Source organism: Pseudomyxococcus flavus (assembly GCF_050038885.1).
Lineage (GTDB): Bacteria > Myxococcota > Myxococcia > Myxococcales > Myxococcaceae > Myxococcus > Myxococcus flavus.
On the sequence record NZ_CP143624.1, the window covers coordinates 8901399 to 8915402 of the forward strand.

Annotated in this window: 12 protein-coding genes; 5 read left to right on the forward strand and 7 right to left on the reverse strand. The window is 71.0% G+C overall.

The genetic code is table 11. The features are described 5' to 3' along the window. Positions 1-33 precede the first annotated feature (33 nt). From VZL07_RS36845 to VZL07_RS36875, 7 genes are all read right to left on the reverse strand, one after another. Entirely contained in the window at positions 34-921 is an 888-nt protein-coding gene (locus tag VZL07_RS36845) for a LysR family transcriptional regulator (protein WP_426752638.1), read from the reverse strand. Positions 922-1104: 183 nt separating this feature from the next. After that, positions 1105-1680, reverse strand: a complete 576-nt coding sequence (locus VZL07_RS36850) for a TetR/AcrR family transcriptional regulator (RefSeq protein WP_426752639.1) — start codon at positions 1678-1680, stop codon at positions 1105-1107. Between the two features lies 1 nt (position 1681). Continuing rightward, positions 1682-2992 carry an FtsQ-type POTRA domain-containing protein gene (locus VZL07_RS36855; protein ID WP_426752640.1) on the reverse strand — a complete coding sequence of 437 codons (1311 nt, stop codon included), beginning with the start codon at positions 2990-2992 and terminating at the stop codon, positions 1682-1684. Positions 2993-3089: 97 nt separating this feature from the next. Next, positions 3090-3689: a TetR/AcrR family transcriptional regulator gene (locus VZL07_RS36860; RefSeq protein ID WP_426752641.1), complete on the reverse strand. Its 600-nt coding sequence runs from the start codon at positions 3687-3689 to the stop codon at positions 3090-3092. A 94-nt stretch (positions 3690-3783) separates the two neighbouring features. Continuing rightward, a complete protein-coding gene (locus VZL07_RS36865) occupies positions 3784-4287 on the reverse strand; it encodes a DUF6232 family protein (protein ID WP_426752642.1) in 504 nt (167 codons plus the stop codon). A 57-nt stretch (positions 4288-4344) separates the two neighbouring features. Further along, entirely contained in the window at positions 4345-6630 is a 2286-nt protein-coding gene (locus tag VZL07_RS36870) for a patatin-like phospholipase family protein (RefSeq protein WP_426752643.1), read from the reverse strand. A 228-nt stretch (positions 6631-6858) separates the two neighbouring features. Next, positions 6859-8046 (reverse strand): SRPBCC family protein, encoded by a 1188-nt coding sequence (locus VZL07_RS36875; protein WP_426752644.1) that lies wholly within the window; start codon positions 8044-8046, stop codon positions 6859-6861. Positions 8047-8281: 235 nt separating this feature from the next. On the opposite strand from VZL07_RS36875, the gene VZL07_RS36880 reads away from it, so the two are divergent. The 5 genes from VZL07_RS36880 to VZL07_RS36900 all read left to right on the forward strand — a co-directional run bounded on the left by VZL07_RS36880 (position 8282) and on the right by VZL07_RS36900 (position 13567). Continuing rightward, positions 8282-8503, forward strand: a complete 222-nt coding sequence (locus VZL07_RS36880; protein WP_426752645.1) for a hypothetical protein — start codon at positions 8282-8284, stop codon at positions 8501-8503. 160 nt (positions 8504-8663) lie between these two features. Further along, a complete protein-coding gene (locus tag VZL07_RS36885; protein WP_426752646.1) occupies positions 8664-9344 on the forward strand; it encodes a phosphoribosyltransferase in 681 nt (226 codons plus the stop codon). Between the two features lie 243 nt (positions 9345-9587). Continuing rightward, positions 9588-11708: a PAS domain-containing sensor histidine kinase gene (locus VZL07_RS36890; RefSeq protein ID WP_426752647.1), complete on the forward strand. Its 2121-nt coding sequence runs from the start codon at positions 9588-9590 to the stop codon at positions 11706-11708. After that, complete coding sequence (locus VZL07_RS36895; RefSeq protein WP_426752648.1) at positions 11705-13072, forward strand: sigma-54-dependent transcriptional regulator; 1368 nt, start codon at positions 11705-11707, stop codon at positions 13070-13072. The genes VZL07_RS36890 and VZL07_RS36895 overlap by 4 nt, the downstream gene beginning before the upstream one ends. A 108-nt stretch (positions 13073-13180) precedes the next feature. Next, complete coding sequence (locus tag VZL07_RS36900; protein ID WP_426752649.1) at positions 13181-13567, forward strand: response regulator; 387 nt, start codon at positions 13181-13183, stop codon at positions 13565-13567. Positions 13568-14004: the final 437 nt, after the last annotated feature.

Consider the following 14004-nt stretch of genomic DNA (forward strand, 5'->3'; position numbering starts at 1 on the left):
TTGAAGCCCTGGCGGCGGGTGCGCCGCGGCCTGTCACGCGTCCGCGAGCAGGTGCTCCACCAGGTCCCGGGCCGTCGCCGACAGTCTCCCCCAGTCCAGGTAACAGACGCAGAGGCGGCGCCGGGCCCAGGCATCGGACAACGGCACCATTCGGTATGCGCCCTCCCGGCGATGTCGGTGGGCGACGCGCTCCGGGACCAGGCCCAGGCCCACGCCGTGAGACACCATCTCGCACAGGCCGCGGAAGCTCTTCATCCTGACCCGGAAGGACAGATCGAATCCCGCCCGGCGGGCGTGTCCACTGACGTGCTCCTGCAGGGCGCTGTCCGGGGCCAAACCGACGAAGGGCTCCGTCCGCACGTCGCTCAACGCGAGGCTCCGGGACGAAGCCAGCGGATGTGCGGAGGGAAGGATGAGGACGAGAGGGTCCGGTGCGAGCGGGCGGACCTGCAACTCGCCCGTCTCCACCGCGGAGGAGATGAGCCCCACCTCCGCCAGCCCCGACTCGACGGCCTTGACGATGTCCACGCTGGTGCGCTCACGCAGGTCCACGTTCAGCTGGGGATGTCTGGCCAGCCAGGGCGCCAGCTTCTCGGGCAGGAGCTCGGTCAGCGCGGCGGTGTTGGCATGAAGGCGGAGCGTGCCGCGCCGGCCCGACACGAACGCCTTCAGCTCGCCCTTCAGCAACTCCTGTTGATGGAGGATGACCCTGGCGTGATGCGCGAGCGCATCCCCCGCCTCGGTGGTGACGACGCCGCGCGGACGACGCTCGAGCAGCTTGACGCCCACGGCCTCCTCGATGCTCCGCAGGCGCTCGCTCGCGGACGCCAGCGATAGATGTGCCCGCTGCGCGCCCTGCGTGATGCTCCCCGCATCCACGATGCAGAGGAACAGGTGCAGGTCCGAGATATCGAGCCGCATCGCGCCTCCTGATCCACCTGCCTTCGGCGGCACCGAAGGGAGTCCCGAGTCCATCCGCATTGTGCCAGGGCAACCCGGGTGGCGCCCCCTCCCGGATAGTGGAAGGTGAGTCCTTCACGAGACGCTGCGAGGGGAACGCGCCGAGGGGTGTTGACCCTGCTCGGCGCGTGGCCTCGCTCCACATCAACGCGCCGACGGGTCTGGCGACTGGGCGGGCTGCGCTGACGCCGCGAGGAAGCGCACCATGGCGCATTCGATGTCCTGGAGCCCCACCGCCAGCGCGCGCGCAGCGGTCCGCGGTCCGCGCACCGTGAAGGCGAAGCTGCCCTCCACCCTTCCCTCCTCGAAGATGGACTCCAGCAGCGCCACCTCGCGTGCCCGAGGCGCGGCGAGCCGCTGCTCGAGCAGCGGAAGGATGTCTCGGAGCGCCTCCAGGGTGATGCGCGAGTCACGGAGCATCCGCTCGGCCTGCCCCTGACGCAGATGGATGAACGTCTGCAACTTCGCTTCGGGGCTTCGCGCCTCGCCGACCGCGGCTTCGAGGCGCGCGAGGGCAGACGCCCAGGCCTGGTCCACCCAGGCGTCGAACAGGTCCCGCTTGCTCCCGAAATGGAGCTGGACCCAAGCCTCCGACAACCGGGCACGCCGGGCAATGTCTTGCATGGAGGCAGCGGTGAATCCCCACCGGGCAAAGACGTCACCGGCCGCTACCAGGATGGCGGCGCGCTGCCTCGGAACCATCGAGACGACATTCATCATGCTAGAAACCGAAGCCCACCGCCGCGGAGGGCATGAGCGAGCCCGTCTGCGGGTCACGCGACACTTCGACGCCCACGGCGGGAATGGCGACTTCGCGGACGTAGATCCGCAGCCCCACGCCCGGCGTCACGTAGCGAAGCACCGAATTCGTCCAGGCCACCCGCCCGACATCCACGAACGCATGCGCCGTCAGGGTCGCCAGTCGAGGCCGCCAGAGCGGCACCTGATACTCCAGCGTCGCGGAGCTCGCCTGCTCTCCCCACAGCGTCGCGGGGGCAAAGCCGCGGCTCCCGGGACGCGCCCCCAGCAGCTGCGCATCCAGGAACGGGTCGCCCCAGGCCTGTCCATGCATGGCGGTCAGCGTCAGCGCATGGCTGCCCGCCACCGGCAGCGTGTAGCTCGCGAAGAACGAGACCTGGCGGAGCTCCCGGGACGACCCCAGGAAGCCCAGCCCTTCGCGATAGAGCGCCCGGGCGACCAGGCCTTCATTGAAGAAGAAGTGGAAGTCCTGTCCCAGATACTCGGCCGAGACGCTCACACCATGCACGTCCCCGCGCGGCGGCGCGGGCGTGCGCTCCTGGCTCGCCAGCGGCTTGTTGATGAGGGAGAACCAGCCCGCGCCCACGTTCAGCTCCGGCGTCACCTGGTACCCGAGCGTCCCGGCGACATCGAAGCGGCGGTCGGTATACGCGTCCACGAGGACGTCACGGACACGCCGCTGCCGCTCCGTCTTGGAGACCAGGAAGGAGACGAAGCCCGTCCAGCGGCTGCCACCGATGCTCGCGTCCCGGTACATCGAGAACAGCGTGCCGCCGCGATTGCCACCCAGCGCGCCCGCCACCAGCGTCTTGTTGAGGCCGAACAGGTTGCTCTCGACGGCGAACACCCCCGCCTGCCATTGCCCCTGGCCCGACGAGAAGACAGGCACCGGCAGCAGGGTCCAGCGCTCTTCGACGGTGACGTGGAGCGTGACGCCCCCAGCCGTCGGCCGGGTCGCCACCTCGACGCTCTTGAAGAGCTTCAGGTTGAGGAGCCTCCGCTTCAGCGCGGCGGCCTCTTCCGCGGTGAACACGTCCCCCGGCGCCAGGCGCAGCGCCTGGAGGATGACGGAGTCCCGCGTGCGGGTGTTCCCCTGGATGTCGATGCGCTCGATGTGCCCCGTCGACAGGGTGGGAGGTGCCGCGGTGGCCGCGAGCAACCCTCCATCAGGGACTGGCTCCGAGGGCGGCCGGGACTCCACGTCGCGAGCCCACGCTCCACCCGCCAGGCCCACCACCTGAAGCACCACGAGGAATCGAAGCGGTCGTGACATGGGAACCGCGGGCTGGGTGACTGAATCGGCCATCTGGTCAGTCTCGGGCATGCGACGTCCCGCACCACCCAGGGGTGGGGCGGGCAGTGGCGTTGTCTCAATGCGGCTTTCGCTTGGGGCCAGGCGGGGCCAGGAGGCCGCGGATGAACACCTCGAAGCAGCAATTCAGCGCCTGCGGGTCCGGGGCGTCCGGCAGCTGCGTCATCGTTCGGAAGGCGAGCATCGTGAGGAGCTCCACGAAGCCCAGGGCCACCTGGAAGGGCTGGCCCACCGCGAACGTCCCCTGTGCCACGCCCTCCTCGATGACGCGTGCCAGGATTCGAGCTTCGGCCTCCCGCATGCGCGGCAGGTAGTTGGCGGCCTGCGTGCCCAGCTCGAAGAGCGTGCTCATCTCGATGCGGTGCCCCAGGGGCGCCCGGGTGTACTGCTGCCGCTTGCACTCGATGAAGGCTCGGACCTTGGCCTCAGGCGTCGACGCGCCACGGATGCTCGCCTCGAGCTCGGAGAGCGACTGCGCATGCGACAGCTGGAGGCTGGCCTCGAACAGCGCCTCCTTGCTCTCGAAGTGCAGGTAGATGCTGCCCTTTCCAACACCCGCACGGCGGGCGATGTCCTCGACGGAGGCCTTCTTGAAGCCGAAGCGGGCGAAGACCTCGCTGGCGGCATCGAGAATGGCGGTGCGCGGGCTCGTACTCATTGACCAGCTTGATAGCTCGGTCACCTGGTCACAACAAGCTGTCTGACGCGGCCCCTGGGCTCTTGCCTGGTCGCCAACCGATGGCGCCCTGTGCTCAGGCGGCGTCTGGGTGTGCATCGTCCATCCCCTTTCGCCGCACGGCGGTGCGAAGCGCGTGGGCCAGCGCGCGGGTCATCGTGGAGGAACGCCCCCGGTACACCATCTGCGAGCTGAAGCGGGTGTGCAGCCAGATGTAGACGCGCTCGGCGTTGAGCACGCGCCAGGCCAGGACCGAGTAGGCCGCGAGCGCCGCCACGCTGAACACCCCACCGCCCACGCTGCCACTCGCGTGCGCCGCCGCGAGCGGACCCCGCACGAGCAGGTCCACCAGCACCATGGCGCCTGCGAGCACCGCGAAGCCGTGCATCCAGCGGGCCGTCGGTCGCTGGAACAACACCGTGACGCCGCAGACGTGCTCCAGCCCCCACCGCCGACCGTGCATCACCACGCTTCGGGTCGTCACCCGCATGCCGTCGCGGTCGAAGAGGACTTCGTCCACCGACGTCGGGAGCGCGGCCGTTCCCGTGGGCGACTGTTCTCGCTGAAGTACGTCCTGCACGCCGTCACCTCGTGTGTTGAGGAGGTCTCCACCCACCCTGCTTCGTTGCTCGCCGGCTCATGGGCTCAACTCGACGCCGATGCCCGGCGCGATGGTCCACAGCCCCCGGTTCCCCCGTGATGGGGGGTACCACTCACCGACCAGTTGCACGCGAAAGCGCTCCAGGAACGTCGCGCCGAGGAGCGCCTGCACCACGGGGCGCGAGCACGCGCTCACTCCGGCGGCGCTGCAGTCGTCGCGGCTCGAGGACTTCCGCGTGCTGAACTGCCAGCCACCACGCAGGGCGAGGCGTCCCTGGACGAGCGGCGCCCGCAGGGCGGCGGGCCGGAGCTCGGGACCCGCGACCGCGACCAGCGCGAAGTGCTCGCCGCCCCCCGTGGAGAAGACGCGTTGCAGCCCCCGCATGCCAAGCGCCCCCGCCAGCCGCAGCCCTCGGGGGACCTCGGGCGCATCGGTGCCAAGGCTCACGCCCAGCTCGGTCAGGGTCGGCCCCATCACCAGGTGCAGCGAGGTCCGTGGAGGTTCGTAGGCGATGGTATCGGCCACCAGCTTTCCGGCGAACTCGACCGCCGCGGGGCCCTCGCCCGGCTGCACGTCCGCGAGCCGCTGCACCGCGCCGCCCAGGACCTGCCGGATGCGAAGCAGCGCGAGGTCATCCCGGCCTGGCGGGACCCCCAGGTCGGTGAAGCGGAAGCCGTAGGCGCTGAGCAGCCGCAGGGTGTGCCCGAGCTCGCTCTCCCGTTCTCCCCGCCGCCAGTCCGGCCACTTCGCCGGAGTGACGCCCGGCACCCGTGGGGGCGCTTCACCGGCGGCGGCGCGCTCGCACTGCGCGTGGCGCCAGCCGCGCGCCCCCAGCGCCTCCTTCGCGTCACGGCACACGGCATAGAGCCGGTCGAGGGACACCTGGAGCAACACCCGGAAGTCGGCCAACGCCTCACCGTCACAGGCCGCCTCCGCGCCCGGCAGACTGTCGTAGACCGCGCGCATGCAGGACAACGGTGAGCGGTCCGCCGCGGCCGCGTCGAGCCCCTCGATGCCCGCGAGCCCGGCCGCGGCCGCCTGCTCGTACATGACCCGCGCGTCGTACATGCCCAGGTGGAAGTCGAAGCTGCGAAAGGCCGTCTCGAAGAAGCCGAGGAACGCGCCCAGGGGCGCGCCCGCGGCGGGATAGTGCCGACGCGGGAGGGCCAGCCGCCTGGCGATGTCCGGCTCCTCCTCGAGGAGCAGCGCCAGCTCCTTGGACCGCGCCGTATCGATGAATGCGGCAAGCACCCCGCCCACCAGTTGTGGCAGGTGGAGGTCCGCGCGCGGCGTCTTCGGGCCGGGCTCTGCCGGGTACTCGGTGGCGTCCGGGTCGAGGAACGCGAAGAAGACATCGGAGGGCGAGCGCCGGCCCCCGGGCTCGGGCACGTCGCGCCAGCGCGGAACGCCGCCGTCGGGCCCCGGGACGAGCCCGTCTCGCGCGAGCCCCACGGCCAGCCGCAGCGGCGTGTTGTCGAAGATGCCGCCGTCCACGTAGTCGGAGACGTGCGCCTCTTCGGCCAGGCACACGCCGGGACGGGCCGTCGCCCCCGCCACACAGGTGGCCAGCGCCTTGGGCGGGAACGCCACCGGAAACGCCATCGATGCCAGGACGAGGTCGCGCACCTGCTCGAACGCCACCTCGCCCTGGGCGTCGGTGACGAGCAGCGGCTCCCGCCGTGTGCTGCCGGGCGTGGTGTAGTTCGTCACGCGCGGCGGCCGTCCGGGGCCGCGCCCCTGGATGCGCAGGGCGAACTTCTCCTCCATGCGCGGCAGGGCCATGCGCCCGCCCGCCACGTGCACCAGGCGCGGCTCCACGCGCGTGACGGACACGCCCAGCACCACGTCGCAGGCCGGGGTGAGGCCCCGGTTCCACGCCTCCTCGATGCGACGCGCCTGCACCTCCAGCCACGCACGGGAGAAGACGCCCAGCGGTGTCACGTCCTCGGGTACGAAGAGGCGGCCATAGCCCACGGGAATCCACGTCTCCCAGAAGAGCGACTGGGTCGGGTCGCCGGGCGCCGTCTCACCACACGCCGCGAGGACGGCCAGCAGCACGTTGAGGCTGCCGGCCGACGCCCCCGTCAAAAGCCGCATGCGCTCCACGCCATCGGCGCGGGCCGTGCTGGCGGCATACGCGAGGAAGCCGGCCTCGTAGGCGCCCAGCGACACCGCGCCACTGACGGTCAGCGAGTACGCGCTCGCGCGAGGAACCGGCTCGAATGGGGACGCCTCGGGGGTGTCCGCATGCGCCACGCGCGTGGCGAGCAGACATGCGATGAGCGCGACGGTCGCGCACCACCGGGTCCTCCAAGACTCCATGACTGACTTGGTTTTCTGGTCAGTCCTGGACGCCAAAAAGCCCGACGCGCGGGTGCCACGGAGGGCCCCGGGGTGCTTCATCGAACGCGGCGGCGAGCTCATTGACCGGAATGGTATTTTGGTCAGGTGGTCAACACAAGCCCACCTCGGGTGTCAGGCCATCAGGTCCGGGGCGGCGAACGGCTCGCAGCGGTGGATGCCCACCACCGCGAGCCACATCTTCTCCACTCAGTGCGTGAGGCTGTCTCGCGACTCGCCGCGTCGTGGCGCCACCTGCTCGCGCGTCACCGTCTCCCGGCCGGTGGCCCTCCCCCGCTCCAGCAGCGACTTGAAGCGCAGCAGGTCGTCGTCCATCTGCTTCTTGGGGTCCACGCCCAGCAGCTTCGCGAACGCATGGCCGATGGCGCCCGCCGGTGGGTTGTACGCCAGACGGATATCGAGGCGCGTTCCGCCGCGCGGCGTGGGCTCGAAGTGGATGACGCCCAGGTTCTCCACCGCCGTGCCCTCCACGCTCCTCCACGCGAGCACCTTGTTGGGCTCGTACCTGGTGACGACGGCGTCCCACTCGAAATGCACGCCCGCGGGACCGCGCACCTTCCAGTGCGAGCGCCCCTGCTCTCCCGGGATGACCTCATCGACGTGCGTCATGAAGCGGGGGAAGTTCTGCATCTCGCGCCAGAAGGCGAACACCTCCTCCACGGGCGCGTTCACGGTGATGTCCTTGTGCAGGGTGATGGCACGGCGCCCGGCCCCCAGTCCCGTGAGCTGCTTCATCCCCAGGTTCGTGAGTGCCCGGGTGCCCAGCACCACGCCGCCGAGCGTCACGAGGGTGCCCGAGAGCCCCCGGCGCCCCAGTCCCCAGGCCGTCAGCATCAGGCCGCCCACCGCGCCGAACAGCCGCTCCGAGGGAGACCAATGTTCCTGGAAGAAGGCCCGCGACTCGCCAGAGCGCATGATGCCGCCTTGCAGCGCGGGGTGTGACGCGCCATCCGCATGCGGGACGAGCTGGTTGTCCAGCCCGCGCACGCCATGAACCTTGCCGAGGCGCGGAATCACGCGCCGCAGCTCGTCGCGCAGGATGACACCTTCCAGCTTCACGACGCCGTCTTTCGCGGAGACACGGATGGCGCCGGGATGCGAACACACCCGCCCCAGCGCCGAGCGCACCCGCTCTTCCAGGACCAGGTCCTCCACGGGCGCCCGGTGCAGCCTGCGGCGTGACTCGAAGAAGAGGCCACGCGAGCGTTGAGAGAGGTCCCGGGCGACGACCCCCACCGCATCCCCTGCTTCATGCGCTGCGTGGACCGCCTTTCCTTGAAGGTGGGACCTGCGCCAGCGGCCACTGCGTGGGTCCGCCCAGTACATCAGGCCCAGGCCCAGCCCCGCGCCTCCAATTCCCCATAGGGCAGCTTTCATCGTTCCTCTCCTCTCGAATCTCTTTGTCCGCTTCCCGGAACGTGAAGGCGGCGATGGCGCAGTGCAGCAGACGGGAAGGGGCTGCCCCGCTCGCGTCCGCGACGTCCGTGTGCCTCCCAGGCGAACGGGCTTGCGCCTGGCGCCCCTCGCGTTGACTGGGCAACGGCGGCGGTGCCCGCGCGCCCGGGCGTGCCCACTGTGTCCAGGCTGGCGAACCCGAGAGGAGCAACGCTGCATGCCTGAAGTGCCGACGACGCCTGACGCGCCCGTGAAGGAGCCGGACCCGAACAAGAAACCCGGGCGCGAGCCGCCGGGTCCACAGGAGCCGCCGAAGAAGGACCCGCCGAGCCGGCAGCCCCCCGAAATCGAGCCGCCCCGGCCGCCCGACATCAAACCGCCCGGCATCCACGACCCGCCCGTGCCCAACCAGCCCGGCCGGCCCGAGATCATCGCCTGAGCGACACCGCGACGGACGTACCGAGGGTCCGCGGTGCGGGCATCCGAACGGGGGCTCGCATCATCCGCGCGCGCCCGCCCTGTTCCGCGAGGCACCTCGGATGCCCAGGTTCATGAGGGAGGCGCACCCGCTCGTGTCGGGGACGCCGAGGAGCCCCGGCATGCGAGAACCCGAGTTCCAGGACCGTTACGAGGCAGGCCGCGTGCTCGCGGGGCACCTGCTGCGCTACGCACGAGCCCCCGGCACGCTGGTCCTGGCCCTGCCGCGAGGCGGCGTGCCCGTAGGGGCCGAGGTGGCCCGGCAGCTCGGGGTGCCGCTGGACGTCTTTCTCGTCCGCAAGCTGGGCACGCCGGGCCACGAGGAGCTGGCCATGGGCGCCATCGCTTCGGGCGGTGTCCGCGTCCTCAACCGCGAAGTCATGGATGAGCTGAACATCGGCCGCGATCAGCTCGAGGACGCCACCCGGCGCGAAGCGTTGGAGCTCGAGCGGCGCGAGCGCAGCTATCGGGAGGGCCGGCCTCCCCCCGACGTGCGCGGACGCACCGTCCTCCTGGTGGATGACGGGCTGGCCACCGGAACGACGATGCGCGCGGCGGTGGCGGCGCTCCGAATCCATGAGCCCGCCTCCATCGTCGTCGCCGTCCCCGTGGCCGCCGTCCAGTCCTGTGAGAGCCTGGCCCAGGTGGCGGATGACATCGTCTGCGTCCGCACGCCCGAGCCCTTCTATTCGGTGGGCCTGTGGTACCGCGACTTCGCGCAGACAGAAGACGACGAGGTCCGCGCGCTGCTCACCCAGGCCGCCCGGGAGCAGGCCCCGGCCGGTGCTCAGCCCTCCGCTTGAGCCCCCACGCTCCGGTGTCGTGCCTCAGGGCCGGGAGGCCAGTCCCCACGTGCGCATCGTGGTGCGTCCCACCACGTGTCGACGAGCCGCTGCACGCGCCGGAAGGGGAATCCATGGACGCGGGGAGAGGCCTCGGAGGGTCCGTTCCCCCGCCCGCCACACCGCCAGGGTGGCGCGCCCATGGCAGGCACATCACCGTCCCGGAACGAAATGTGGATAAGCTCCGGGGCCGCCGCCCACCGCATGCACGCGTTCCCTTCCCGTCGACTGTTGCTGATGGCCGTCCTCGTGGCCACCACTCTCTCCGCGGCCGTCGAAGGGGTCTGGCGCTACTCCGGGGTGGTGAGCACCCCGGCGCGAATCGTCCTGACCGCGGCCTTGGGACTTCTCATCAGCGGCGCCCTGGCGCTGCTGCTGCTCGCCCGGGAGCGCGCGCACCGGGCGCGGGACGCGGCCTCGCACAGCGCGGATGCCGCCAGCGCCCTTCGCGAGGCGGTGATGAACGTGACGTCCGTGGGCTTCGCGTTCTTCGACCGCGAGCTGCGCTACGTCCACGTCAACACGGCCCTGGCGGCGATGAACGGCCTGCCCGCGGAGCGCCACCTGGGCCGCCACGTCACGGAAGTGATGCCGGACCTGGGCAAGCTCATCGCCCCGCGGCTCCAGCTCGCGCTCGACACGGGAGCCCCCATCCAGGACACGCTCCTCCAGGTGGAGACGCCCGCCGCGCCGGGAGAGAGCCGGTACTGGTTCGGCAGCTACCTGCGCGTGTGCGGCGCGAAGGGCGAGGTCCTGGGCGTCGTCGCCTCGCTGTCCGAGCTCACCGAGCGCATGCGCGCCGAGAAGAGCCTCCAGGAGCACGAGGGCCGGCTGGACGTGCTCACGCGCTCGCTGCCGGACTACCTGTGGGGCGGCAAGCTTCGCGACGGCCGGCTGCGTGACTTCTACTGCACCCCCGTCATCGAGCGCACCACGGGCTATGCCGCCTCCGCCTTCGTCCGGCCCGCGCCGGATGGCGGACCTCCGCCGCTGTGGGCGGAGATGATCCACCCCGAGGACCGCGCCCGCTACCGCGCCAGCATCGAGGGCATGGCCCCGGGCGCCGAGGCGGAGCTGGAGCACCGGATCATCTGCGCCGACGGCCGCGTGCGCTGGGTGCGCAGCCGCGCCGCCGCGTCCGCGCTGGATGCCCAGGGCGAGCTGCACGTGGGGTGCGTCGTCACCGACATCACCGACCGGCGTCTCGCGGACGGCCTGCGGCAGCGCCTCCACGACAGCTTCCGCCGCTCCGCGCAGGAGTGGCGCCGCACCTTCGACGCCGTCGCCTCGCCGCTCATGGTGCTGGGCGCGGACGGCACCGTGCAGCGGCTCAACGCCGCGGCCATCGCGCTCTTCGATGGCCTGGACCCCTCCGGCCAGCCCCTGTTCACCGCGGCCAGCGCCCCACCCTGGTCCCACGCCCTGCCGCTGGTGGATGAGCTCCGCCGCACCCGCGCCAGCGCCACCCGGGAGCTGGGAGACCCCGTGTCGCGGCGCACGTGGGAGGTCTCCGCCACGTGGGTGGACGAAGCCGGCGGCGAGGACTCGCGCATCATCCTGGTGGCCACCGAGGTGACGCGCCTCCTGGAGCTTCAGGCCAGCCTGCGCCGCAGCGAGACCATGGCCGCCATGGGCGCCATCGTCGCGGGCGTGGCCCACGAGGTCCGCAACCCGCTCTTCTCCATCTCCGCCGTGGTGGACGCGGTGGAGGCGACCTTCGGCGCCCGCGCGGAGCTCAAGCCGTATGTCGACGTCCTGCGCGGCGAGGTGAAGCGCCTCAACCACCTCACCCAGGAGCTGTTCGAGTACGGCCGCCCCACCCGGGGCGAGTGGGTGGAGGGCCCCGTGGCCCCCGTGGTGGTGGACGCGCTCTCCGCGTGCACCCTGGCCAGTGAGCGGGCGGGTGTGTCGGTGGACCGCACGCTGGCGGCGGCGCTGCCGCCCGTGCGCATGGACGCCCGGCGGCTCTTCCATGTCTTCCGGAACGTGGTCGAGAACGCGGTGCAGCATTCCCCCGCGGGCAGCACGGTGCGGGTGGCCACGGACGAGGTGGAGGAGGCGGGCCGGGCGTGGGTGCGCTGCACGGTGCGCGACGGCGGACCGGGCTTCCGCGAGGAGGACCTGCCCCACGTCTTCGAGCCCTTCTTCAGCAAGCGACGCGGGGGAACGGGCCTGGGCCTGGCCATCGTCCAGCGCATCCTGGAAGAGCACCAGGGCGTCATCCGCTTGCGCAATCACCCGGAGGGCGGCGCGGAGGTCACCCTGCAGCTACCAGCTGTTTCTTCGCCCGTCTCGGATCAACACGTAGACTCCCTGGCTTCATGACGCGTACCCGTATCCTCCTCGTGGACGACGAGCCTGGCATCCGGCTGGGCATGAGGGGCTTCCTCACAGCCCACGGGTTCGATGTGGACGAGGCCTCGAGCCTCGCCGAAGCCCAGGAGGCGTTCCGCACCACCCGCCCGGACGTGGCCGTGGTGGACTATCGCCTCACCGACGGCACCGCGCTGGAGCTGCTGCCGCGGCTCAAGGACATCGACGCCTCGGTCCCCCTGGTGGTGCTCACCGGCCATGGCTCCATCGAGCTGGCCGTCCAGGCGGTGAAGGAAGGCGCCGAGCAGTTCCTCACCAAGCCCGTGGAGCTGGCCGTCCTCAAGGTGGTGCTGGACCGGCTGGTGGCGCAGCGCCGGGAGCGGCAGCGGCTGCTGGCGGAGCGCTCGCGCGCGCCACGCACCACGGTGGACCCCTTCATCGGCACCAGCGCCGTCATCCGCGAGCTCCAGGCCCAGGCCGAGCGCATCATCGAGAGCGACAGCCCGGTGCTCATCACCGGCGAGACGGGCAGCGGCAAGAGCGTGCTCGCCCGCTGGCTGCACGAGGGAGGCCCCCGCAAGGATGCGCCCTTCGTGGACCTCAACTGCGCGGCGCTCTCCAAGGACCTGCTCGACTCGGAGCTGTTCGGCCACGAGAAGGGCGCCTTCACCGGCGCGGTGTCCGCCAAGCAGGGCCTGCTGGAGGTCGCCGACCGGGGCACCCTGTTCCTGGACGAGATTGGCGACATGGACGCCGCCGTCCAGCCCAAGCTGCTGAAGGTGCTGGAGGAGAAGCGCTTCCGTCGCCTGGGTGACGTGAGGGACCGGCGCGTGGACGTGCGCCTCATCGCCGCCACCCACCAGGACCTGGGCACGGCCGCCCGGGAGAAGCGCTTCCGCAGCGACCTCTACTTCCGCGTCAGCACCCTCATCCTCCACGTGCCGGCGCTGCGCGAGCGGCCCGAGGACATCGTCGAGCTCGCGCACCACTTCCTCGCGGAGCTGGGCGCGGCGCGGGGCCGAAGCGGCGTGGGCCTGCGGCCCGACGCGGAGGCCGCCCTGAAGCGCTACGCGTGGCCCGGCAACATCCGCGAGCTGCGCAACGTGCTCGAGCGCGCCGTGCTGCTGTCCGGCGGCGGCCCGCTCTCCCGGGGCGACCTGCGCTTCGAGGCCAGCACCGCCGAGGCCGCGCCCGACGCGGACGAGGACCTCACGCTCGAGGAGCTGGAGCGCCGCCACATCGAGCGCATCCTCCGCCGCGAGCACGGCCACGTGGAGCGGGCCGCCGCACGGCTCGGCATCCCCCGCTCGTCCCTCTACGAGCGCCTCAAGCGCCTGGGCATCAACCGATCCGGATTCCAGAAACCGGATCCGTAGCCTGGACGCAGCGCGTGAAAACACGCCCGACCTCTGAAGCAAGCACCGGAATTTACTTGGAACCATGACAAGCCCGTTGCTGGCCCCAGCTTTGCTGGGGGCCGCTCCGTGGCGCGGAACATCCTGATCGTCGACGACGAGTCCTCTCTCTGCTGGGTGCTGGGCCAGTTCTTCTCAGGCGCCGGGTACCGTGTGGACTCGGCGGGGGCGCTGGATGAAGCGTTGGACCTGATGACCACGGGCCGCTACGACCTGGTCATCAGCGACCTGCGCCTGAGCGGAACGCTGTCTGAGGAAGGGCTGATGCTGGCCGACTTCGTGCGCCGCTATGCCCCCCAGACGCGGATGGTGCTGTTGACCGCGTTCGCCACCCAGGAGCTCACCGACCGCGCCCAGGCGCTGGGCGTGGACCTGGTGCTGCCCAAGCCGCAGCCGCTGCCCGCGCTCGCCGAGCATGTCTCGCGCCTGCTCAGCGCCGTGGCCGCCACGACCTGACCCACAAGCCCGGCCTCCGCGTGTGAGTCCCCCGTGGCCCCGCGCGTCGACGCGTCACGACGACGCCGGAATCACAGAACAGTAATCCCAGACATCCAATTACCGCGACGGTCCGCCTGCTTGCCGCGGCCCCATCCGGATTCCAGAAATCAGATCCAGCCTTCGGAAAACAGCGGCGGCGTCCGATTCCAGGATGGATGCAAATGACGAACATGACAGGGGTGGGCATGTGTCAAATCCCTGGCACTGGGGTTGCTCTTCGCCGGATTCGTGACTCAGCGAGCCCCCACGCCCGTAGCGCCTTCCTCCCAGCGGCAGCCATCTGGCAGGGATTCCACGCCCTCCGGCAGTTCCCTGGCTTATGAAACACTGTCCGCTCTCCCCACGTCCTCGAGCGCCTCACAGCGCGTCAAAAGACAGACAAGGGGGCTGAAGTG

Bases quoted from the DNA above. Each gene is read 5' to 3' on its own strand.
- VZL07_RS36845 (WP_426752638.1), bottom strand. From the start codon at position 921: ATGCGGCTCGATATCTCGGACCTGCACCTGTTCCTCTGCATCGTGGAT.
- VZL07_RS36850 (WP_426752639.1), bottom strand. From the start codon at position 1,680: ATGATGAATGTCGTCTCGATGGTTCCGAGGCAGCGCGCCGCCATCCTG.
- VZL07_RS36855 (WP_426752640.1), bottom strand. From the start codon at position 2,992: ATGTCACGACCGCTTCGATTCCTCGTGGTGCTTCAGGTGGTGGGCCTG.
- VZL07_RS36860 (WP_426752641.1), bottom strand. From the start codon at position 3,689: ATGAGTACGAGCCCGCGCACCGCCATTCTCGATGCCGCCAGCGAGGTC.
- VZL07_RS36870 (WP_426752643.1), bottom strand. From the start codon at position 6,630: ATGGAGTCTTGGAGGACCCGGTGGTGCGCGACCGTCGCGCTCATCGCA.
- VZL07_RS36875 (WP_426752644.1), bottom strand. From the start codon at position 8,046: ATGAAAGCTGCCCTATGGGGAATTGGAGGCGCGGGGCTGGGCCTGGGC.
- VZL07_RS36880 (WP_426752645.1), top strand. From the start codon at position 8,282: ATGCCTGAAGTGCCGACGACGCCTGACGCGCCCGTGAAGGAGCCGGAC.
- VZL07_RS36885 (WP_426752646.1), top strand. From the start codon at position 8,664: ATGCGAGAACCCGAGTTCCAGGACCGTTACGAGGCAGGCCGCGTGCTC.
- VZL07_RS36890 (WP_426752647.1), top strand. From the start codon at position 9,588: ATGCACGCGTTCCCTTCCCGTCGACTGTTGCTGATGGCCGTCCTCGTG.
- VZL07_RS36895 (WP_426752648.1), top strand. From the start codon at position 11,705: ATGACGCGTACCCGTATCCTCCTCGTGGACGACGAGCCTGGCATCCGG.